Origin of the sequence: Pontibacter sp. FD36 (assembly GCF_015686655.1) — a bacterium.
Lineage (GTDB): Bacteria > Bacteroidota > Bacteroidia > Cytophagales > Hymenobacteraceae > Pontibacter.
In genome coordinates, this window is record NZ_JADPMP010000002.1 from 62934 (window position 1) to 86392 (window position 23459).

The 23459-nt window shown below is 42.3% G+C and carries 19 protein-coding genes; 12 read left to right on the forward strand and 7 right to left on the reverse strand.

Translation table 11 applies throughout. From position 1 onward, the window contains the following. The first annotated feature begins 129 nt into the window (after positions 1–129). From I0P70_RS02680 to I0P70_RS02695, 4 genes are all read left to right on the forward strand, one after another. The gene (locus I0P70_RS02680) at positions 130–1041 is read left to right on the forward strand and encodes an ABC transporter ATP-binding protein (protein WP_196115024.1); all 912 of its coding nucleotides are present in this window, start codon (positions 130–132) and stop codon (positions 1039–1041) included. Next, the gene (locus tag I0P70_RS02685) at positions 1038–4658 is read left to right on the forward strand and encodes an ABC transporter permease (protein ID WP_196114660.1); all 3621 of its coding nucleotides are present in this window, start codon (positions 1038–1040) and stop codon (positions 4656–4658) included. The genes I0P70_RS02680 and I0P70_RS02685 overlap by 4 nt, the downstream gene beginning before the upstream one ends. Before the next feature lie 73 nt (positions 4659–4731). Then, entirely contained in the window at positions 4732–5289 is a 558-nt protein-coding gene (locus tag I0P70_RS02690; protein WP_196114661.1) for a TlpA disulfide reductase family protein, read from the forward strand. A gap of 4 nt (positions 5290–5293) precedes the next feature. Further along, positions 5294–5920, forward strand: a complete 627-nt coding sequence (locus I0P70_RS02695; RefSeq protein ID WP_196114662.1) for a thioredoxin family protein — start codon at positions 5294–5296, stop codon at positions 5918–5920. A 557-nt stretch (positions 5921–6477) separates the two neighbouring features. Here the strand turns inward: I0P70_RS02695 and I0P70_RS02700 are convergent. Continuing rightward, complete coding sequence (locus I0P70_RS02700) at positions 6478–7980, reverse strand: hypothetical protein (RefSeq protein WP_196114663.1); 1503 nt, start codon at positions 7978–7980, stop codon at positions 6478–6480. Between the two features lie 239 nt (positions 7981–8219). Here I0P70_RS02700 and I0P70_RS02705 point away from each other — a divergent pair, with 239 nt between their 5' ends. Next, complete coding sequence (locus I0P70_RS02705; protein WP_196114664.1) at positions 8220–8651, forward strand: hypothetical protein; 432 nt, start codon at positions 8220–8222, stop codon at positions 8649–8651. 180 nt (positions 8652–8831) lie between these two features. Here I0P70_RS02705 and I0P70_RS02710 read toward each other — a convergent pair whose 3' ends face one another. Continuing rightward, positions 8832–9155: a hypothetical protein gene (locus tag I0P70_RS02710; RefSeq protein WP_196114665.1), complete on the reverse strand. Its 324-nt coding sequence runs from the start codon at positions 9153–9155 to the stop codon at positions 8832–8834. 118 nt (positions 9156–9273) lie between these two features. Between I0P70_RS02710 and I0P70_RS02715 the strand changes: the two genes are divergently transcribed. After that, positions 9274–9498 carry a hypothetical protein gene (locus I0P70_RS02715; RefSeq protein ID WP_196114666.1) on the forward strand — a complete coding sequence of 75 codons (225 nt, stop codon included), beginning with the start codon at positions 9274–9276 and terminating at the stop codon, positions 9496–9498. 2 nt (positions 9499–9500) lie between these two features. On the opposite strand, the gene I0P70_RS02720 is transcribed toward I0P70_RS02715, so the two are convergent. Continuing rightward, on the reverse strand, positions 9501–10178 hold the full coding sequence (locus tag I0P70_RS02720; RefSeq protein ID WP_196114667.1) for a hypothetical protein: 678 nt from the start codon (positions 10176–10178) through the stop codon (positions 9501–9503). Between the two features lie 150 nt (positions 10179–10328). On the opposite strand from I0P70_RS02720, the gene I0P70_RS02725 reads away from it, so the two are divergent. Genes I0P70_RS02725 through I0P70_RS02740 form a run of 4 tightly spaced genes read left to right on the forward strand, consistent with a single transcriptional unit; the run spans position 10329 to position 17415 of the window. Beyond that, entirely contained in the window at positions 10329–12047 is a 1719-nt protein-coding gene (locus tag I0P70_RS02725; RefSeq protein WP_196114668.1) for a class I SAM-dependent DNA methyltransferase, read from the forward strand. Between the two features lie 11 nt (positions 12048–12058). Next, positions 12059–13429: a restriction endonuclease subunit S gene (locus tag I0P70_RS02730; RefSeq protein WP_196114669.1), complete on the forward strand. Its 1371-nt coding sequence runs from the start codon at positions 12059–12061 to the stop codon at positions 13427–13429. 13 nt (positions 13430–13442) lie between these two features. Continuing rightward, positions 13443–16418: a type I restriction endonuclease subunit R gene (locus I0P70_RS02735; RefSeq protein ID WP_196114670.1), complete on the forward strand. Its 2976-nt coding sequence runs from the start codon at positions 13443–13445 to the stop codon at positions 16416–16418. 19 nt (positions 16419–16437) lie between these two features. Beyond that, positions 16438–17415 (forward strand): DUF3644 domain-containing protein, encoded by a 978-nt coding sequence (locus tag I0P70_RS02740; protein ID WP_196114671.1) that lies wholly within the window; start codon positions 16438–16440, stop codon positions 17413–17415. 366 nt (positions 17416–17781) lie between these two features. Here the strand turns inward: I0P70_RS02740 and I0P70_RS02745 are convergent, their stop codons facing one another. Continuing rightward, on the reverse strand, positions 17782–18495 hold the full coding sequence (locus I0P70_RS02745) for a hypothetical protein (protein WP_196114672.1): 714 nt from the start codon (positions 18493–18495) through the stop codon (positions 17782–17784). Positions 18496–18726: 231 nt separating this feature from the next. Between I0P70_RS02745 and I0P70_RS02750 the strand changes: the two genes are divergently transcribed. After that, positions 18727–19134: a hypothetical protein gene (locus tag I0P70_RS02750; protein ID WP_196114673.1), complete on the forward strand. Its 408-nt coding sequence runs from the start codon at positions 18727–18729 to the stop codon at positions 19132–19134. A 209-nt stretch (positions 19135–19343) separates the two neighbouring features. On the opposite strand, the gene I0P70_RS02755 is transcribed toward I0P70_RS02750, so the two are convergent. Then, on the reverse strand, positions 19344–20633 hold the full coding sequence (locus I0P70_RS02755; RefSeq protein ID WP_196114674.1) for a DUF3987 domain-containing protein: 1290 nt from the start codon (positions 20631–20633) through the stop codon (positions 19344–19346). Between the two features lie 93 nt (positions 20634–20726). Next, positions 20727–21467, reverse strand: a complete 741-nt coding sequence (locus tag I0P70_RS02760; protein ID WP_196114675.1) for a hypothetical protein — start codon at positions 21465–21467, stop codon at positions 20727–20729. Between the two features lie 381 nt (positions 21468–21848). On the opposite strand from I0P70_RS02760, the gene I0P70_RS02765 reads away from it, so the two are divergent. Next, the gene (locus tag I0P70_RS02765) at positions 21849–22472 is read left to right on the forward strand and encodes a recombinase family protein (protein ID WP_196114676.1); all 624 of its coding nucleotides are present in this window, start codon (positions 21849–21851) and stop codon (positions 22470–22472) included. Between the two features lie 191 nt (positions 22473–22663). Here I0P70_RS02765 and I0P70_RS02770 read toward each other — a convergent pair whose 3' ends face one another. Next, on the reverse strand, positions 22664–23458 hold the full coding sequence (locus I0P70_RS02770) for a cation transporter (RefSeq protein WP_196114677.1): 795 nt from the start codon (positions 23456–23458) through the stop codon (positions 22664–22666). Position 23459: the final 1 nt, after the last annotated feature.

Consider the following 23459-nt stretch of genomic DNA (forward strand, 5'->3'; position numbering starts at 1 on the left):
AGTGATTTGGCAGAAGTATAAGATCTGTTTGTCGACTTTTCCCAGCATTAGTATATCGCATTTTGCTTTCTGCGTCGGTACCTGCTCCTTTGTTCTGTCATCAAGGTACTTAGAATTATGAAAGATCAAATTTCTTTAAGTATACGGAACGTGTCTAAATCCTATGCTAATGGTGTAAAGGCGCTTCAGAATATCTCACTCACGATACCACCTGGCATGTATGGCTTGCTGGGTCCAAATGGTGCTGGTAAATCTACCCTGATGCGAACCTTGGCTACCCTGCAGGATCCTGATGAAGGGACTATTCATTTTGGTGACATCGATGTAGTGAAGCAGAAAGAGCGGGTGCAACAAACGCTGGGGTATCTTCCACAGGAATTTGGGCTACATCCTAAAGCAAGAGCAGAAGAACTACTAAACTATTTTGCCGTGCTCAAAGGGATAAAGGAAAAAAAGGCCAGGAGAGAAGTGGTAAAGGCACTACTTCGGCAAACCAATTTGTGGGATGTGCGCAATCAGAAGCTTGGAGGCTTCTCAGGAGGGATGCGACAACGCTTTGGTGTGGCTGTTGCTATGCTGGGAAACCCAAAGTTGATCATTGTAGACGAACCGACAGCGGGGCTTGACCCCGCCGAGCGGGTACGGTTTCTCAATCTGCTCAGTGAAATGGGGGAGAACAGCGTTGTCATTCTCTCTACGCACATCGTGGAGGATGTCTCGGAACTTTGCACGCGCATGGCCGTGATCAATAAAGGACAGATATTGCTGGAAGGTGAACCCCAGCAGGCAATTGAAGACTTAAAGGGGAAAGTATGGTGGCGGGTGATAGAAAGGAGGGAACTGCCAGAGCTAGAGCAAGCGCATCATATCATTTCCACAAAACTGCTTGGTGGGCGGACTGTGGTACATATCTTTAGCGAAACATGCCCTGGCAGCGACTTCGAATCTATAACCCCCGATCTGGAGGATGTCTATTTTACCGTAATCGCTCAGGACTTCCGAAAGAACCTGGTTCAAGAGACAAAGGAGGTGCTGGTATGAAACTTTGGGAAACTTTTCGCTACGAGGTTGCTTATCAGTTGCGCAGCATCTCGACCTGGTTCTTTTTCCTGCTTCTGCTCGTAGTTTCTTTCTTTATGGCTCGTGACATCTTTATCGAAGAGATGCTCATTGGTGGCTATACCCGAAATTCACCTTATTTTATTTCCAAGATTACCGTGATAGGCTTCATTTTGGGGGTTTGGATCCTGGCTCCACTTGCTGGCAATGCAGCGGCCAGGGACCTTGCAACTAGGATGCATCCGCTGCTTTATGCCGCACCTGTCAGCAAGCTAGTATACCTGGGAGGCCGTTACCTCGCCGCCTTTGCCCTTGGCGCATTCGTCATGACCGCCATACCGCTTGGCCTATTGGTAGCTTCTTTTCTTCCTAGTGAGCATGTGGGACTTCCAGGACCATTTAATCCAGCCGCTTATATCAGTGCTTATGTGTTACTTCTGCTGCCAACCACTTTTGTTGCCGTAGCACTCATGTTTGCTGTGGCTGTTTTGAGCCGACGAGGTATTTCAAGCTTCCTTGTGGGAATATTTATGGTGTTTACAGCGCTTGCCACCTGGCAGTTACTGGCCGTGGAGCTGAAGAATTGGAATCTCGCGAAGCTGATGGATCCACTGGGAATCACTTTAATTCAGGAGCTCAAGAGTTTATGGACACCATTAGAGAAGAACACGCGCATGCCAGCTACACAAACCTGGACGCTACTAAACCGCCTTTTATGGTGCGCAGTCGCGTTGGGTTTTCTTACGCTCACCTATTTCCGTTTTACTGTTCAGCCTGCCTTTAAGGCTGATAAGAAAAATCGCCCATGGCACCGCTTATTTTCCTTCTTTACGATTGCTGAGAACCAACAGCGTGCGCAAAATGCGCCTGTTGTAGTGCCGCAGGCTAAACGAACTTTTGGGTATGCAACCCGCATACTACAGGTTCTAACTATCACCCAGGAGTCGTTTAAAGTAATAATGGATAGGGGATGGATCATTTTTGTCTGCTTCTCCATTTTTGTGGTGGTCACCAGCCCTTCCTGGTTCAATGAATATCACTTCGTACCCGAATTACCTGTTACAGGGCATCTTTCAATTCTATTGGAAAACATTCAATACAATGCCATGTGGTTTTTGGTCCCGCTCCTCATCCTGTACTATGCGGGGGAGCTCGTGTGGCGGGAGCGGGAGACAAGGCTGAACGAAATTGTCGGAGCGGCACCCATGCCGGTGTGGATTTTATTCGCAGGCAAATTCGCTGGTCTCTCCATAGCACTGGTTGTGTTGCAGTTACTCATGATATTTTCAGGGATGGTGGTCCAGATGCGATTGGGGTACTACAACTTTGAGGTAGGCCTATACCTGAAAATTTTGTTCGGGATTCGGTTTGTTGAATATGTCTTACTGGCGCTACTCTCATTTGCGATCCATATAATAGTCAACCAGAAGTACATAGCTCACCTGATCACACTAGTGTTTCTTATAGTTCTATATTTTGGACCTGCCATAGGTATAGAACCTGGATTGCTTGTGTATGGGTCTGACCCAGGCTGGACTTATTCAGAAATACGAGGACTAGAGCCATACCTGGGTCCCTTGCTTCTTTTTAAGCTTTATTGGGCGGCCTGGGCGCTGCTATTAGCTGTAGTTGCAACACTTCTTTGGCCACGAGGCGCAGAAAGTGGTCTGAGGCAGAGAATTCTCGAAGGGAGTCGCCGCCTGACGCGTCCAACAAAAGCAATTGCTGCTTTCGCTGGGTTACTTGTTCTAATCCTGGGGGGTGTCATCTTTTATAACACCAGTATCCTGTACCCACTGACTGCTGCTCCCAAAGGAGAGGCGTGGAAAGCAGCATACGAGAAGTTATATAGGAAGTATATGAATAGCCCACAGCCTTGGTTGACCGCAACAAATCTTCATGTAGAGATTTATCCTGAAAGTCGGGCAGTAGAGATGCGCGGTAGTTCTCATTTTGTAAACAGGACCACCTCCATGATTGATACGATACATTTGGCGACTGCGCCAGGTATAGAAAGTCATGCGTTACACTTCAATCCAGCGGCCAGAGCAGTGTTGGTGGACAGTAAGCTTGGTCATCATATTTATGTGCTGCAACAGCCTCTTGCTCCCGGGGAGTCGTTGCAACTAGACTTCCAAGTGCGGGTTAGCCCTAAGGGCTTCCCGAACTATGGTATTGATGCTTCACTCGTGGAGAATGGCTCATACTTCGACAATGCCTGGATCCCCTCCATTGGCTATCGAAGAGAACGGGAAATTGACGATCCAATAGAACGAGCCGTGCAAGGACTCGAAGCACATCAAGGTTTCTGGCTAAATGATGATGAAGCACGCAAGGGCATACCCGGACAGGAACGTATTCATTTTGAAGCTGTGGTGGGCACAGAAAAAGGGCAGATTGCAGTGACCCAGGGAAAACTGCAGGGGAGCTGGGTGGAAAACGGGCGTAGTTATTTTCACTATGCCGCTGAGACACCCATCACGAATAGGTATGCTTTTTTCTCGGCCGAATATGAAGTGCTCAAAGGGCAATGGAAACACCCGGATTCTTCCCAGACGGTCAATATAGAAATTCTCTATCACCCTGGCCACTCGCAAAACACTGAACGGATGATGCGTGGCGTACAGGCATCCTTAAGCTATCTTAGTCAACATTTGGGTCCTTATCCGCACAGTGAAATTCGTTTCATAGAAAATTCGGGTTACAACAAAGGGATGTATGCGCATCCAACTAATGTTTGGTACAGGACAGGCATCGCGCTGCTTAACCCTGAGGAGGATCCACGGGAGATTGACCTGATCTTTTCCATTGTCGCACATGAAGTAGCGCACCAATGGTGGGCACATCAACTGTTCCCAGCCTTTGTTAAAGGGAAGGGATTGCTGACTGAATCGCTCGCCTGGTTTTACGCTCTGGAGATCATAGAGGAGGTCGAGGGGAAGGAAAAGTTCCTCGGGTTTTTGCGCATGATTCAGCAAGAATACTTTAGCCCACAATCAAGAGCTGTTCAACCCTTGTTGCTGGCAAGCGATCATGATCTGATCTACCAAAAGGCACCCTTAGCGCTATATGCCCTGCGTGAATATGTTGGGAAGGAGCAAATAGGTATGGCGCTGCGAAAACTATTCAGGGAAAATGCTTCTGGGGCTCCTCCACTTCCTACCCCCCAGGATCTTTACAGCGAGCTTCAACATGTTACCCCGGATTCCATGCAATATCTTTTACACGATCTATTCGCAGCCAACACATTCTGGGATCTGAAAACAGAAAAATCTACAGCCAGAAAAAACAGAGCAGGCAACTGGGAGGTGAGCCTGGATTTGCAGGCAAGAAAATACACCGTGGATACATTGGGTGTAGAAGCAAATGTGCCAATGGGTGACTGGATTCAAATAGGCGTTTATAAACCTGCTGACGGGCAGAAGGAAGAACGAGAAATGCTCTACTTAAAATGGCACCGCATTCGCTCGGGGAAGCAGACTATTGTGGTGGAGTTGCCCCACAAGCCCGCTTATGCCGGTATTGATCCAAATCATCTGCTAATGGACCAGAAAAGGATGGATAATAGCAAGGAGGTGAGCCTTCAGAAGCAAGAATAATGAAAAAAAGGATGGAATGTATTGAAGCAGCTTTTAGTAGCTGCTGCCAATTGAAACAGAAATACTTAAGACTATGAAATACATAAATCTTTTATCGATTTGCTCGCTGCTAATCATCTTTACCAATTGCTCTTCCAACAGTGAATCTGAAGTTGATCATGACACAGTCAGATTATCAGTTGGTGACACTGTGCGCGATTACAAATTGGAGAAAGTGATCAAATTTTCAGAGCTCCAGGAATATATGGTGACACGAACTGACACGAAAGTAAAGGTTATCAATTTCTGGGCTACCTGGTGTCAGCCTTGTGTGAAGGAGTTGCCTTTCATAGATTCTCTGCGCTTTGCATATGACCCAGATAAAATTGAGGTACTGCTAGTGAACCTTGATTTTCCAGATGAACGAACCAAGGTTAACGCGTTCCTTCAGCGCAAAAAAATAGGCGCTCCCGTTTGGTTATTGGACGAATCTGACCCCAATCTTTTTATTGATCAGGTGGATCCTTCTTGGTCTGGAGCCATCCCTGCAACCCTCCTTATCCAAAATGCAACTGCTCAAAGGGTATTACTTGAAGGAGAACTCACAAAAGCTGAGCTTGAAGAACATATTAATAAACTCTTAAAAGATTAATTCTATGAAAAATGTAAACCTAATGGCGATCTTATTGCTGCTCATCTTTTTTGCCTGTTCATCTTCTGAAGCAGATAATGAATATGGAGGCGTTACCGGCGGATATGCAGTTGGTGACACTGCACGTGACTTCCGGTTAAAAAATGTGAATGGACAAATGGTATCATTGGCCGATTACCAGGAAGCTAAAGGATACATCGTTATTTTCACCTGCAATACATGCCCTTTTTCAAAAATGTACGAGGATCGGATTAAAGCACTGCATACCAAATTCGCAGCTAAAGGCTATCCTGTGATTGCTATTAATCCCAATGACGCTCGGAAAAAGTGGGGCGATTCATTTGACAATATGATTGAACGTGCCCAAGAAAAGGGGTTTAAATTCCCTTACGTACAAGATAAGACACAGGAAATTGCCAGGGCATATGGCGCTACAAATACGCCTCATGTTTATGTGTTAAATAAGGATCGCGAGGTCGTATATATTGGCTCTATTGATAATAACGCCAGGGATGCGGCAAGTGCGGATAAGCTTTATGTAGAGGATGCCATTGAGGTACTCGAGAACAACAAATCACCGGAGATCACTAAAACTAAAGCGATCGGCTGCACAATTAAATGGGCATCCTAAAACTCTAATTTTTTTGTAAAAAACATTTTAAAAGATGGCCTATACTATCTCAGAACAGGTAAATAAGATAATTTAGTAAAGAAGTGAAAAGGCATCTACCAGATAGTATGGTAGATGCCTTTTTATAAAGTTAAGCCATGCATTAAGTTTACTTATCTCAAAATATGGTTTCCTTATTTTGAAACTTTATACAGTCAACTCACAGACATATTTTACTTGCCGATGCAGAAAGTAATATACCATTGATTGTCAGATATTTATATTGTTTCGTAACAGGAATAATAACAAATTTATCTTTTGTGTTCAGCCTAAATTTATCTAAATTCTGTTGTTTGTCAAAGTTTATAAGCTGACGATTCACTATTTAAAAAATTAGTATTTTTCAAAGTTTATTACTTTCCATCCAGAAAAGTAACAGTTCATCACCATCATTTTAAACCAGTAGGGGCTGTATATAAGCAAGTCTGAGTGCTTTATAAATGGAAAAACAGATAGCCATTTTATAGCTATCTGTTCTAACTTCATTTAAGCACATTACCTGAGATTTAAAACTGTATTTACTTGACCTCTACTTTAGGAGATGGTAAACATAATTTAGCAAAGGTATCTTCTATCAAATACGTAAACAAAGACGTATCGCAGGGCTTTACATAAAAAGCATCATGAACCGTTATAAACGGTGCTGCACCTTGCTGAATGGCTTCTAACGCTACCATATCCAGGTAAATCCTGCTTTCCAGAGTTTGCAAAATTTTTGGCAGTGTATATCTTCCATGTGTATTTATAGTTTCGCATAACTCCACTACATTTGGGTAGAACCACATTAGCTTCTCCTTGCTCTTCACGCATTGCTCTTCCGCACTGAAAAGTGCTTTGAAACAAAGGTCTTTGACGAACTTCTTTTTCTTACTGTACTGGCACATCATTACCTGGTAAATTGAGTTATCCGCAGAAGCATCCAAGAATGTTCTTACGTCTTCATACCTGTCATAGAAGTCCTGTATTAGACTCAAAGTTTTTTCTAAGGATAGATTATCCTTGCCTGGATTAGCTGCTGTCAGACCTTTCAAAATAGGCTTAACCTCGTTGCTGTGACTACGCAACAGACTGAACAGAAAGAACTGGCTGTTCTTGATGTCTATTTCTATCGCTGGCTCCCCATCTATGCGTATGAAGTTCCTGACACACCTTCTTCTGTAGGTAAAAGGGGAGTGGAACCTGCCAGAGTAATCGTCACACGGATTGATGGTGAAAATTCCCTGTTTCATCTGCTCCACCGTTACAACCATTCTGTTCGCTTCCTCTAATCCATTTTTTTTCTTAGTCTTAAATTTTTTAGGATTAGACAAAGCCCAAGTAGTGAATGCATCTGATGCCAATTGTTCAGTGATTTTATAAACATTTTCTACCAGTTCTGTTCTTACCTGTTGTTGAAGTAACGTCAGCTTATAGTTCTGCTTATAGCTAAACACCTTAACAAGCATTTTAGATGTCGTATAGGGAACCTTGTAGAACATCCTGGCATCTCCATCTTTTTTTAGCCTGTAATCTGCAATCTTGTACATGCATGGCATCTGACCATGGATGAAGGACTTAGTGTCTAACGCTGTCCTAAACGTCCTTATGTATACCCTATCCTCTAAGAATTGAAGGTAGTCAGGGTATTTGTGATGGTCAACCCACTTTCGGAAATCATCAGAGTGAATTCCCACATAGCCTTCACCAAAGTAGTAATTCTGCTTCTTCAACTCTGCTAATTTGCACCGTTTTACAATAATTAGGGTAAAGACTGCTACCGCTTTGTCTATATCAAAGGGGTGAGTATAGTTCCAGTATTGAGCAGCATCTGCCACTAAGTCATTTATATCTACTTGGATGGGTAGCCAGCCGAAACTTCTGTAGGAGTTTGGGTTTGTTTGTTTAATGATATTCAGTTTCCTATCGTAAGTACTTCCTTTTGCTTTTCCTTTGGCTGTTTCTCGAAGTCTTTTTACCCATTTTCCTGTTTTGCTATTCCATGACTTACCAGTTATTAAATCTTTTTGTGTATGTGTAATCATCTTGTTTTAGTTTAATTTTTAATCTATCAGATGTTTATTATACACTGCAAAATGAATAAGTTTAAGAATTGGACAAAAAAATGTGAGAGTATATTGATAGTATAATGTATGTATATGATATGTAATTGATTAAGGTTTTTTTGTTGTTTATATAAATTATAAATAATTAAAAAATATAAAAAATATTTAAACTAATTCATTTTTGAATCTATAATGATTGAAACTAAAGAATAATTAAAATGAAAAATTTATTAAAATATCATTATAAGATAAGAAAGAATAGAAACGATAAGCACAAGAGCATAACCTTGTATTACAACTACACGATTGATAAAACTTGTAACAATGGAATAGGAAGTTATACCAATCATGAACCTATCGCTATCACAGGTGACAGATTAGCACTTGTTACTTTTGAAGATGAAATGTTTACTTATGATTTGGTGTACACCTACGCTATCTATGATATCAATGAAAATGGAGAGTATATACTTAATGAGAAGGAAGAACTCAGAATCGAACATGAACTTGCAACTGGTAAACGTGTTGGTATTTTGATTAGACCAACAGTAACTACGGCTGTGATTAAAAGGGAGGTGGCAGAAATGCTGAAGGATACATATCGGGGGGTATATCCATGGGATTATTCCTATTACCATACTTCAAAGTAATAGCAAGTTCAAAAGGGTGTATCAGTACAACAAAAGGCGTATCACATTAGATGCGCCTTTTTTATTTTGTTTAACAACATGCTCATCATTTACTGCTCTTTTGAATTCCTAATGAGTAATACCATGGAAGTATGGAAGCAGCATTCCCACTTCCATACTTCCACTTCCGTTATAAAAGTTCTACTGTTCAGCACCGTTCAAAGACACCAGTTCCACTTCCACTGTATAGCTGTAGAGAAAGTGTATCGCAGTATCAAACATTACTGTTGTGTCAAACACAGTTACTTTTAAATCCAGGTTATCTAAATGCTGAGGTTCTTTACATTGGTCAAGCGTTGAAAGCACTTCTGTTACGAGGTCTTTTTTTGCGCACAATACGCAGCATCGTGTGAATATTTTAGGCTCTGTTCTGAATGTTAGCTGATATGTTGCTATTTGATTTTTGTACTCATATACTTCACCTTCTAATAGGATTTCACCTTTAAGCTTTTCATTTATTTCCATCTGTTTACTCCTGATTGTTTAAAGTATATATCAAGTAGATGGGTTCTCAGAGAAACTTTGATTTGTGATGAATATAAGAGGTTATGATATATACCTTTAAATTAGAATAGAAGACATTATGCCCAAATTTAGCGAAGAAGAAGTAGAGAAATACCTGGATGATTTCTTCCACTCACTACCAGACAATCAAAAGTACCAGCAAAGAGAAGTTGGTGCTGTTTATTTTGCGCTGCTGGACGACCAGTTTAGACAAGAGATTGCAGAGCAGATGGAAGACGTTAAACAAATACTGAAGCAAGCGGAAGAGTTTATAACTCTAAAAATCCAAGGGAATAAGATTTAAAATTACTTTGAAAAAAGTGTTTTGACAACTGTTACTCCCTGACTTAATTTCTTTTCGTTGATTAAGCTGATAAAATCTCTTTTGTTAGAAGTTATTAATCTATTTATTAACTCAATTTTTCTAACGTCATAGATAGCAGAAACATCTGATGCTGTGTATCTGCATAGAAGATTGCCATGTGTAGCAAAATCATCTGATAAACAGTTGTGTAGCTTTCTTCCCCTAATCTTTCTGTCTTCATCTTCAGTGACTATAACCGCTCTGGCATATTTTGATATAGTTTCAGCTATGGCGTCTGGCTTATCTTTTATTATCTGTACAATCAAGTTTATCGGCATTGAATGCTCATGCCTAAGACTCTTGAAGCGGCTCGGGAAGTCAAACAGCTTCTTTTCGAGATAAAGTAGTATGGCAGCTTCCGACCAGTATGGCTGACCAACATATTTATTCGAAGAGCCTTCATCAGAGTACTCAGTAGCATTCCATATAAACTGCCTAAGCAGCTTGTTTAATGTCTTATTGAGTTTTTCATCCCCATTATTACCTATTTCTATCAATGGTTTCAGCAACTTGGCAATTCTCGCCTGTTCTTCGGCATTGAATGCTACATCGTCTTTCAAGGTAGACAATGGCGTGGATTCCTTTAATGTTTGTTTGATGTTGGGGATGAATTTACTCATAAGTTGTAAAGTGTTGTACCTCTCTGCTTTGAAAGTCTAAACACAGAATTATTGTCCTGCCACCCACAATATCCCAAATTTCATTTAATATTCTAAATCTTATATTTTATCTTGTGAGACAAAGACAAGCGAGATTAAGAATAACAAATCATGATAAATTTTAGAGAGTACGCCAACTTCATCTGGTCGGTGGCTGATTTGCTACGTGGAGACTACAAGCAGGCGGAGTATGGCAAAGTGATTCTGCCATTCACCATTTTGAGGAGACTGGACTGTGTGCTGGATAAGACCAAGCCGAATGTGCTGAGCAGATACGAGTCGTTAAAGCACTCGAACATCCAGAATATTGACCCTATCCTCAATACTGAGGCTGGTCTTAGTTTCCATAATCGCAGCAAGTATGATTTTGAAAAGCTGATAGCTGACCCGAACAACCTGGCGGCTAACCTACGAAATTACATCAACGGCTTCTCCGAGGGCGCACGGGAGATAATGGAGTACTTCAAGTTCGAAGAGCAGGTGAACCGACTGGAAGAAGCTGACCTGCTGTTTCTGGTGGTGAAGCGTTTCCAGGAGATAAATTTGCACCCGAGCAAAATCAGCAGCATGGAGATGGGCTACATCTTCGAAGAGTTGATTCGAAAGTTCGCTGAAATCTCGAACGAAACCGCAGGGGAGCATTTCACCCCTCGTGAGGTTATCAAACTGATGGTGAATCTGCTGTTCCTGAATGATAGGCAAATCCTAACACAGGAAGGTATCGTGAAGACCTTGTACGATGTATGCGCAGGTACAGGCGGTATGTTATCGGTGGCAGAAGAATACCTGAAAGAACTTAACCCGAAGGCGAGGTTGGAAGTGTTCGGTCAGGAGTTAAACCCTGAGTCCTATGCCATCTGCCGAGCCGACATGCTCATTAAAAGCCAGAACCCGACCAACATCAAATTTGGTAACTCGCTGTCTAACGATGGGCTTGATAATCATCATTTTGATTATTGTCTCACCAATCCACCTTTTGGTGTGGAATGGAAAAAAGCTGAAAAGGTAGTTAAAGACGAACACCAGAAGAAAGGTTTTGGTGGTCGCTTTGGTGCTGGTCTGCCACGTATTTCGGATGGCTCCTTGCTGTTCCTGCAACACTTGGTCAGCAAGATGAAGCAGAATGAAGAAGGAAGCCGCATTGGTATCGTGTTCAACGGTTCTCCGCTGTTCTCGGGTAGTGCTGGCTCTGGCGAGTCCGAAATCCGCAAATGGATTATCGAGAATGACATGCTCGAAGCTATCATTGCGCTTCCAGACCAGTTGTTCTACAACACAGGTATCTACACTTACATCTGGATGCTCACTAACCGCAAGACAAAAGAGCGTAAGGGCAAGGTGCAGCTTATTAATGCTGTTGATTTCTCCGAGAAAATGTCAAAGAGCCTTGGCAACAAGCGCAACGAGATTAGCCCTAAACAGATTGAAAATATCACCAAAATATACGGTGAGTTCGTAGCTGATGACTACTGCAAGATATTCAACAACGAAGATTTCGGGTACAGTCGAATCACAATTGAAAGACCGCTGCGTGACGAGAACGGCAAGATTATAACCGACAAGAAAGGAAATCCGAAAGCGGATGCATCGCTGCGTGACAACGAGAACGTGCCTTTAACAGAGGATATAGAAGCTTATTTTGAGCGTGAGGTGCTTCCGCATGTACCAGACGCCTGGATAGACCATAGCAAAACCAAAGTGGGCTATGAAATCAACTTTACCAAGTACTTCTACCAGTACAAGCCTCTGCGCTCACTGGACGAAATACGTGCCGACATCATGAAGTTGGAAGAAGAGGTGTATGACGAGGTAGCTAATGTTATTTCTTAAACCAGAGTAATATGATGAAGAGATACGATAGCTATAAGGACTCTGGTGTAGAGTGGATTGGAGAGGTGCCAGAGCATTGGGGGCAGCAGAAATTAAAGTATGTAGCAAGAGTTCAACCAAGTAATGTAGATAAGAAATCTTACGATAACGAACAGCCTACTCTTCTTTGTAATTATGTAGATGTTTATAAAAATGAATTCATAGTTGCAGACATGAACTTCATGGAAGCGACTGCTACACCAGATGAAATAAAGAAGTTTAGGGTTGACGAAGGAGATGTATTAGTAACAAAAGACTCAGAATCCGCAGATGATATAGCTGTTCCTGCTTATGTGAAAGAAAGTTTAGAAGGAGTTACGTGCGGATACCATTTAACCCAAATAAAACCAGATAAAAAGAATTTGTTGGGAGGATATCTTTTCCGATTGTTACAAACGCCAAGATATAACAACCAGTTTAAGGTCTTTGCAAATGGCGTTACAAGGTATGGATTAAGTATTTACTACTTTGAGAATGCAGTGATTCCTTTACCATCTGTTGATGAACAGAAAGTCATTGCTAATTTCTTAGACGACAAAACCTTCCAAATCGATATCCTAATCCAGAAGAAGCAGCAGATGATTGCTTTGCTGGAAGAGGAAAAGACAGCGGTTATCAACGAGGTTGTTACCAAAGGTCTGAACCCTGATGTTCCGATGAAAGAAAGTGGCATCGAGTGGTTGGGTGTGGTGCCAGCGCATTGGGAGGTGAAGAAACTGAAGTATCTGGTAAAAGACCGTTTAATGTACGGTGCAAATGAATCTGCAGAACTTGAAGACAGGAGCCTACCAAGGTACATTAGGATTACCGATTTCGGGAACAATGGTAGATTGAGAGAAGAAACATTTAAATCTTTGCCACAAGAAGTTGCAGAGAATTACCTGCTATCAGAAAGCGATATTCTTTTCGCAAGAAGCGGTGCTACTGTTGGAAAGACATTTCAATTCAAGGGTTTTGAAGGTATAGCTTGTTTTGCTGGCTACTTAATTAAGGCTAAACCAGATACAGATAAGATTCTGTCTGATTTGCTGTACTTCTATACAAAGTCAGCAGCATATGAAGCTTGGAAGGATAGCATATTTATTCAGGCTACTATCCAAAACATAGGAGCAGATAAGTATAACCAACTAATGGTTCCAGTACCTCCAATGACTGAACAGGATGAAATTGTAAGTTTTATAACAAAGCTGAATAACAATACTGAAAGGTTAAATACGAGAATACAACAAGAAATAGACCTTCTTCAAGAATATCGCACAGCCCTTATCTCCGAAGCGGTAACGGGCAAGATAGACGTGCGAGATTACCAACCAGAACCCATCATTTCCACAGCGTTAGCATAACCACAGACCAGCTATGGCAACAGGCATACACACCGAGCAGACCTTCGAAGAAGCCATCGAAGACTTCCTGATAGAAGAAGGTGGTTACACCAAAGGCGACAGGCACAACTTCAACAAAGACCTGGCTCTTGACGAGTCGGTAGTCCTATCTTTCCTGCAAACTACGCAGCCCAAAGAATGGGCGAAGCTGAGCCAGATGCACGGTGCGGAAATGGAGAAGAAGCTGCTCCAACGACTATATAAGGAGCTGGAACTACGGGGAACGCTGGATGTGCTGCGCAACGGCATCACCGATTTGGGTGTGAAGTTCAGGATGGCATACTTCAAGCCCGAGAGCAGCCTGAATCCTGAGGCAGAAGCACTGTATGACCTGAACCAGCTAACGGTAACACGGCAGGTGAAGTACAGCAACCACAACGAGAACTCGCTTGACCTGGTGCTGAGCGTAAACGGTCTGCCTGTGGCTACGGCTGAACTCAAAAACCAATTCACTAACCAAACGGTGGAGCATGCAAAGCACCAGTACATGCATGACCGTGACCCGAAGGAACTGCTGTTTCAGGGGAAGAGGCGTGCGCTGGTGCATTTTGCCGTTGATAAGGACGAAGCATACATGACCACGAAACTGGATGGCAAAAGCACACGCTTCCTTCCATTTAACTTAGGCTATAATAATGGAGCTGGAAATCCGCATAATCCTGATGGTTATAAAACCGCCTATCTATGGGAAGAGGTATGGAGGAAGGATAGCTGGATGGACATACTTGGCAAGTTTGTTCACTTACAAATAGAAGAGTTCGAGAATAACGGCAAGAAGTATAAAAAGGAAACAATCATCTTCCCACGCTACCACCAGTTGGATGTGGTGCGCAAAGTAGCCAAACATGCAAGGGAGCATGGCGCAGGCAAGAACTACCTGATACAGCACTCAGCTGGCTCAGGCAAGTCTAATTCCATCGCATGGCTTGCCTACCGACTATCCAGCTTACACAACACCAACGATGAAAGGGTATTTGACTCTGTGATTGTAATTACAGACCGCAAGGTACTTGACCAGCAGTTGCAGAACACTATCTTCCAGTTCGAGCATAAGCAGGGCGTGGTGCAGAAGATAGACAAGAACTCGGCTCAGTTGGCGGATGCGCTCAACGCTGGCTCCAACATCATCATCACGACCTTACAGAAGTTTCCTTTCATACTGGACAAGGTGGCTGAACTGCCAGCCCGCAGGTATGCCATCATACAGGACGAGGCGCATAGTTCAGCGCACGGTGAATCATCCAAGAAGATAAAAGAGATACTGGCAGCAAAGTCATTGGAAGAAGCGGAGAAAAGCGAAGACGACACAGACGATGATAACGATGCCGAGGATGCTATCCGCAAATCCATGCTGGCTCGTGGCATGCAGCCGAACCTCAGCTTCTTTGCCTTTACCGCTACACCAAAGGAGAAGACACTGAAAGTTTTCGGTCAGGTGGATGTTGATGGTAAACCGAAGCCTTTCCACCTCTACTCGATGCGACAGGCGATACAGGAGGGCTTTATCCATGACGTGCTAAAGAACTACACTACATACAAGACTTTCTTCCAGCTTACCAAAGCCATAGAGGACGACCCTGCCCTGAACAAGAAGAAAGCGAACAAAGCAATTGGCAAGTACGTGTCGCTGCACCCTCATAATCTGGCTCAGAAGTCCGAGATAATGATAGAACATTTCCGCCAGGTGACGAGCAAGAAGATAGGTGGCTTAGCCAAGGCGATGGTAGTAACAGGCTCACGTCTTCATGCAGTTCGCTACTACATGGAGTTCCAACGCTACATTAAAGACAAGGGCTATACAGATATCAAAGCACTGGTGGCGTTTTCGGGAAAGGTGCTGGACAACGGCAGCGAGTACACCGAAGAGCAGTTAACAGGATTTAAGGAAAAGGAACTACCAGAGAAATTCAATACCACCGACTATCAGGTTCTGCTGGTGGCGGATAAGTACCAGACAGGTTTCGACCAGCCGTTGCTGCATACCATGTACGTGGACAAGAAGCTGTCGGGCGTAAAAGCGGTCCAGACCCTATCAAGACTGAACAGAACCGCCAAAGGCAAGGAAGATACATTCGTGCTGGACTTTGCCAACGAGCAGGACGATATCCTCAACTCGTTCCAGCCCTACTACGAACTGACTACGGTAGACACGCCTACAGACCCGAACCTACTCTCTGACCTGAAATACAAGTTAGAGTCAGCGCAGATAATCTGGAAGTCCGAAGTGGATGCCTTCTGCGAGGTATACTTCAAGTCAACCGATAGGGTAAACGCCAAACTACAGAAAAAGCTGGATGCTGCCATTGACCCTGCCGTGCAGCGTTTCAAGTGCATGCCAAACGAAGAAGAGAAGGAAGATTTCAAGCACACGCTTATCACTTACATTCGACTGTATTCGTTCCTGACGCAGATTATGCCTTTTCACGACATGGAAATGGAGAAGTTGTTTGCCTACGGTAGACTGCTGTACAACAAACTACCACGAGAAAGAGGTGGCGGTAACATCCATCTGGATGACGAGGTTGCGTTGGAATATTACCGAATCCAGAAGATAAGCGAAGGAAGTATCGTGCTGGAAGAGCAAGGTGAATACGGATTAACGGGTACTACCCAAGCTGGTATGCGTGGCGGAAAGGAAGAGCAAGCGCAGCTATCGGAAATCATCAAGGTGCTGAACGATAGGTTTGGTACGGACTTCACCGAAGCGGATAAGCTATTCTTCGACCAGATAGAAGCTGAATTGATGCAGGATGAGGAACTGTCTCTACAAGCCAGAAGCAACTCAATGGAGAACTTCAAGTACGGCTTCGAAGACAGGTTTTTAACCAAGGTTATCCAGCGTATGGAGTTGAACCAAGATATCTTCACCAAGATTATGGACAACGATGAGTTCTCCCAACTGGTGAAAAACTGGATGCTCAAGAAAGTCTATAAGAAGCTGAATGAGTAACATTTATCAAGCTTAGATAATGAAGCCTAAAAAAATTTGGTCCTTCAAAGAAGAGTTGCTAATCAAATCACGAGAGGCAATGCTATGTGCTGTTCAGATATTCAACAACCCAAACATGAAGTTTAAATCAGAAAGCTTCATTGTATTGTCGAACATTGCATGGATGTACCTATTACACGCTTACTACAAAGAAAAAAAAGTAGAATACAGATATCATAAAGTAGTAAATGGTAAAAGAAGGTTTGATAGAACAAAGAAAGGGGCATATAAGTGTTGGGAACTTGAGAGATGTTTAGATGACGATGCTTGCCCAATCGACCCTATTGCAAAATCTAACCTTAAATTCTTGATAGGTCTTCGACATGAGATAGAGCATCAAATGAGCCGAAGGATAGATGATTATCTAAGTGCGAGATTCCAAGCATGTTGCTTAAACTATAACACACACATTAAAAATTTATTTGCTGAAAGCTATGGCATTGATAAGTATCTCTCATTTTCATTGCAGTTTTCAACTATAAATGAAGACCATGCGACACAGCTTCGTCAGTTTTCAGACCTGCCAAAAAACATAGCATCATATATCAATGCATTCGATGAGTCATTATCAGATGAAGAATACAATGATATTAGGTTTTCATATAGAGTTCTATATGTACCTAAGTTAGTAAATCATAAAGGGCAAGCAGATAAAGTAATTGAATTTATAAAGGCAGATTCACCCGAAGCAGAGTCCTTGAACAAAGAGTATGTAGTAATCAAAGAAAGGGAGAGAAAGAAGTATTTACCAGCAGAAGTATGGTCTCTGATGCAAAGCAAAGGGTTTCCTAAATTTGGGCAGCACCAGCATACTATGCTATGGAAAGAACTGGATGCTAAAGCAAGTGGGAAAAATTATGGTAGCATGGTTGCTAAACATTGGTACTGGTATGACACTTGGTTAGAAGAAGTAGAACGCCATTGTAATTCTGAAGGAGACCGCTACAAAAGAGTTTAAATTGTAGTAAGTGTAGTAACTACAGTTTCAATCCCTTACTACAAGATATCTATCTCTATTAGCTGTAAATGCATATTGTAGTAAGTAGTAAGTGTAGTAGTTAAATCTATAGAGATAGAAAAGTATATTTGATAGTAGGTACATGATAGATGTACATTGTATAGTTTATGAAATCTTACCTACTACACCTACTACTTACTGCCATTCATCGAAAAACCTGTTCTATTGCCTCTAAATCGGCTTTTCGATGTAGTAAGCTGAATTATATCAGCCACTACATGAAACGACACCCTACTACAATCGTGATAGTAGGGTATGATTTCAATAGGCGACTTACCTGGTAGAAGTGAATCATGTTACTTCCCACTACTTATTATAGGGAAAATCGTCAAATCCAAGCACTATCCTGTCTTTTGATATATCCATCAGAATAGAGGTATCGATGAAGTCAATTTTAACAGCGTAAAGAGTAAGTTGCACGGCTACATTGCCATCCAAATACTCGTAAACACACACATTTAGATTGTACTTATGTTCTCCTTTGAGCAGTTCATAGGAGTCGATAGTCCATCTAAGCTGCTGCTCAACCTCTGCTGCTTCCCACTTATAGTCAAACAACAGATTACTTGTAGCATCGCTTTTAGTCAGCGTGATTCTGTAAGTGTTATCTCGGGTATCATACTCGTAAATGGTTTTATCCGAAGATAGGCTTACAGTTTTGAAGTTAAGAGTGTTAAAGATGCTGCCAGCCTCGCAGATGGTGCAGTCCAAAATAGTGCCATCATCTAAGCAATTGCACTTAGAATTGGCAGGAACGCAACAAGCCCAAAGCCACTTATCCTTTTGCAACATTGGCTCTTCTTCCAATTCCAGGTTTATCCAGACAAATTCGTTATCAGCTTTTATTGCAGGAGCCAGTTCATCTGGTGTGTAAGGGAAGATGTGAAGGTAATTAGCTGCTAATCTTTTGCCATCTGAACAGTACAATCCATACCTATCAGATGTCTTGTCATAGGTCTTCTTTATCTCTAAGCTATTGCTTCTAAATAGCACCTCATTATTTAGTAAAATTTCCATCATTTTAGTTTTTAAAGTATATATCTGAAAAGTCTTTTCTGGTAGAGGAGTAGAGAAGTCCCGTTTTTTGATATATATTCTAAAAGTTAAGAATCGTGAAAACAGTCAAAATAAGTGAAGCAGTAAACTATGAGTTAGATGTGTTAAAAGTACTGACATCGAGGAAGTATAAAACCCATTTTACCAAAGGCAAATTGATTGCGATTGCACTCAAGAACCTTCATAAAATTATGAGTGAGAAAGATGAACAGTAGCAGCTATCAAAACCCGATGCTTTTCAACCTGGATAAAGATGTATATGAGTTAGACATTCCTGCTCCCCTCAGAGTCCATACTAATGATGGAGTCTATGAAATTGTTCCAGTGGGTATAATTGAAGATAATAAAAATCTCTTCAATTGTATTACCAGCTTCGAGGACTTCGACTACGTTGTAGAGCAGTACGTGAAGAATCAAATGAACATCTTCTCTTCTTCAATAAAAGTATTGGTGCTGTACTATGACCAAGAACTGGCTTTGTACTCCACTTTGCCATTGAGGGTGCATATCGACAGACTTGAGGAAAAAGCATCTCGTCATGGCGTATCCTATACTGTAAATAGGAGGGTTCAGGCATATTATGACTGGTTGATGGAAAAGTGAGATAGATATATGGAAAGCAGTAAAGTGGAAAGTGAAAGTTTTGCTCGGGAATTCTTGAGTGTAATATCAGAGACGTTTTTCTTGGAAAGTGGAAAGTGGAAAGTAGGAGGCACAATTTCCTACTTTCCACTTTCCTGAGTTACCAAAGGTATTTCTAACTTCCATAAGTTGTAAGGCTTGTTAGACAAACAATCAAAACGACCTGCTCCTTAGCCTCCCATCTTTATCTTGGCTATTGTTTTAGATGAAACACCAAAGGCAGCTTCAATCTCCTTGTAGCGGATGTTTTGTTTCAGCATGTCAAGGATTTCTTCTTTGTATGGATGCTGCACTTTCTGTTTACCATTGGCTATTGTTTGTTGTACCACCATTGCGTTCAATTTATAGTGTTCGGTAAGCTGAATCGCCCCCTTAACTGCTCGCATGCCGATTTCATCCTTGCCTTCTTCCTGCGCTGCCCAATAGAGTAGCTGCAAAATAAGCGCAAACCTTAGACTGTAGTTTTCCAGCTTCTTCACGATGCTTTCCTCAGCACTGTCGCCTGGTGTGAAGCTTTTTTTGAAAGAAGTCCTCCACGTCTGGTAGTATGTGCTTGCTTCAAGGTTTAGGTGCAACACCTGTGGCGTTCTCCTGTTAAGGCTATCTACCTCTACATCTAAGGACATTAGCCTGTCAATGATACTGTTATAATTGTCCAGCAATATGCTATCTATCTTCTTGATAGTATTATACTGAGGCTCGTCATAGTTGGCAAAAAGAAACCTGTAGATGAAGCCGTTTTGGTTCCTGTTCCCCTGTGAGAAGTTTGGCAGCACGGATGGCTGAATACCTCCAAGGATATTCAGGAAAGGCTTGTTCACGAATTCGTGACCACGGCTCCTTGTTTTGTACTTAATGTCTTTGTTATCCCATGTCGTAATCAGCCTCTTTTCTATTCGTGTCTGCAAGCCAGTCACTATTCCTATTAACTCGTCTTGTTCGAAAACCAGTGACTTATGGTTGTTGGCAAGCGAGTCAATCAAACCCTCGGATGTGATATCTTCGAGTATTATCTCAGCGAATTTCGGCTTAGGCGGTTCGTTATGTGGTCCTCTTTCTCTTGCGGGCAACTGCTTCCATTCTGCCAACTCTAAATGGTATTCCTGCAACCGAGCAGCATAGTCATCTTGGTTCAGCTTCTCCTGATGATAGACTTGCCCCATCGCCAGGTTGATGGCAGGCGACTTACCACTGCTGGAATTACCTACCAGTCCAGCGTAGATAATGGGGGCGACCCTGATAATTTCATCCACGTTATAGGAGTTGCCTATGGCGGTAGAAGATGCGGACAGAATTGTGAGACCTAAGAAGTTCTTAGAGATATCTTGCTTCTCGGCAGCTTCCATTAACTGCTGTATACCCTTAGGATATACGGCAGTCGGGAATAGGTTAGAGGGTGCTTGGTTTACATTTGCAGCTACTGAGCCGCTGGTCGTGTTTGTGTTTGCGTTTTGCATCATTTTATATTTTTGTTTTAAAAATTTGATGATGCAAAGATGGGGAGCCAGGAGCAGGAAATTAAGTCGAGCAAGGTAGCTACCTCTGATTATCAATTACCTATCACTTCTGTCTTCTACCTCAGCAGTGCTTATATCTTCTTTTATTTGTCTGGCGAGTACGTCTGCATCTACATCACGTCTTCTCAATTTGCTTAACGTTGTGGAGACTGCCTTCATCTTTTTGTAGGTAATTTCCCCATCACTTCCTTTTTCCTGCCACAGCACATATTTCTCAAGAAACCATTCCATTGGCTTTGACCCAATATTATTTTCTAATAAACCTGCGCCTTCCAAAAGCATGAAGAGTGTTATGACATCTTGCTTAGGCATATTGAACTTCAGTTGAAATCCATCACCGCTTTCCTTATCAGGATTAACTTCCCACAGCATATCATCTATGTAGTCTGCGGTTCTTTTGATAAACTTCTTTTGCTGTTCAGCCATTGTCTGAAAGAAGCTTACCTTGCTGGTGGGCATGGTAGGATGTGCGTTCAGGTTTTTTTCTTCTTTTTCCCGATTAGAGTTGAATAGGCTCTCAGCCTCATCGAACTTCCGCTTCAGGTTTCTCATGTAGATTATAGGATTCGGCTTATCATTCAAATCCCTCTCCACTTCATTAGTGAACAGTCTGTACTGTTTTTCCAGAGAAGCTTCGGATTCGCCTTCTTGACCAGGGTAATAGTCGTCATAGTAAAGTTCTGATACTTCATCATCTATGAAAGCGTGCTTCTGTATATTAATATTGAGAGTAGCCAGTGTCTTGAAGAAGTTTTCTGTTGCTGATTTTTTGCTCATTGTAAATGTTGGTTGTAGTAGTTAAGAAAAGTAAATTATAATCTATTATACTTAATGATTCTAATCAGGAAAGTGGAAAGCGGAAAGTGCAAACATACTTTCCGCTTTCCACTTTCCTGATTTTGTAGAAGTGCTTTTAACCAGTTATAACTTCTTATGAGATGTCCATTGCTTTATTTAGTCTCACAATAGTAGACGCCCCCTTTGTCATAGCACTTCCAGTTGCTAAGTTACTTACATTATCCCAATCATTTTACTCCCGTTAAAAGGTTACTCCCAAAATATCGCCAGAGCCTGGTATATGTAGGAAATTAGATATAGATTTACTCTTGTTATAACACTTGCTATTTTAGGAGTGCTAAGTATAATAAGACATATACTATGAAAGCGGTTATCTATACACGAGTAAGCACACAGGAGCAATCGACACTACGCCAGGTGAACGACCTGAAAAAAGTTGAGGGCTTTGAAGTAGTTAAAGTCTTTTCCGAAAAAATATCAGGATTTTCGAAGAAGATGGAAGAGCGAAAACAGTTGCAGGCAATGTTGAAGTATGTAGCAGAGAGTGATGCCGAAGCTATCATGGTAAGCGAACTGTCCAGGGTGGGAAGAAATACCCATGAAACGCTGACCTTACTAAAGCAACTGGAAGAACAGCGGATAAAACTATACATTCACAATCTGAACATCACCCTCAATGCAGGCGACCCCAAGGACGATATTTTTTCGAAGTTGATTGTAACGATTGTGAGTGACTTGGCACGTCTGGAATCTGAACAACTATCGAGCAGAATAAAAAGTGGCATCCAGGAGCGGAAGAGGCAAGGCTTTCACACTGGAAGGCTGGTCGGCACGGTGGAGAGCAGAGAGAAGTTTCTGGCTAAGCACAAAGACATCCAGAAGTACTTAAAGCAGGGGATGAGTTACAGCGAAATCAAAAGGCTGTGTCGTTGCGGTATGTCTACGATTAGTAAAGTAAAGGAGTATGTCAGTAGCGTAGACTAACTAATTTATATTTCTGGTATTGTCGATATTTCAGGTATTTATTGGTGACATTTAGCTAATTACGTGGATGTCTAACGCACTTACCACGAAGCATCTGAATTTTAACTAAGGTCATATTATTTGTACATATAGTGAACCGAATGACGAATAAGAACAACCTGATAATGACTCTTACCAGGTTGTTCTTAAGCCTATTTCGCCAATTTAAGTATCCTGAACGCTCCCCTGATAACGATTACAAAGACAACAGCACCTACAATCAGGTCAGGTAAGGCTGAATCCGTTAACAGAACCAGTACACCAGCCAGGATAACGCCACCGTTGATGATGATGTCATTCGATGTGAAAATCATGGAAGCCTGCATGTGCGCTTCTTTGCTCTTGCCTTTTTGCAACAGGTAAAGGCAGAACGCATTTGCAGCAAGAGCAAGAATGGACACCACTATCATAGTACCGAAGTCTGGCATCGGTTCATCTCCGATTACCCTGCGCACTACCTCTATAAACCCGACCGCAGCCAGCGTAAGCTGAAAGTAACCGCTTGCCTTTGCTATGCCTTTCTTCCTGGTGACAGTACTGCCTACCGCAAACAGGCTCAACCCGTACACCAGTGCATCTGCAAGCATGTCCAGGCTATCAGCGACCAGCCCCATGGATTTGGAGATGATACCCGTGGTCATTTCCACTACGAAGAACCCGAAGTTAATCAGCAGTACAGTCCACAGAAGCTTCCTCTGACCCTGTGCATCCTCTGCCACAAAATCCTCTTCTGTGCTTTCGGTTGAGAGCAGGGAAGAGCCTAAGCCGAGTTCATTGATATGGGCTTCTATGGTTTCAAGTTCACCAGAATGAAAAATGGTTACCTCTCGCTTCTGCAAGTCGAAGTCCATGCTTTTAACTGCGGTTACGCCATCAAGCTTCATGCGCACCATGTTCTCTTCGGAGGCGCAGTCCATGTGCTGTATTTTAAAAGTAGATTTTTCCATA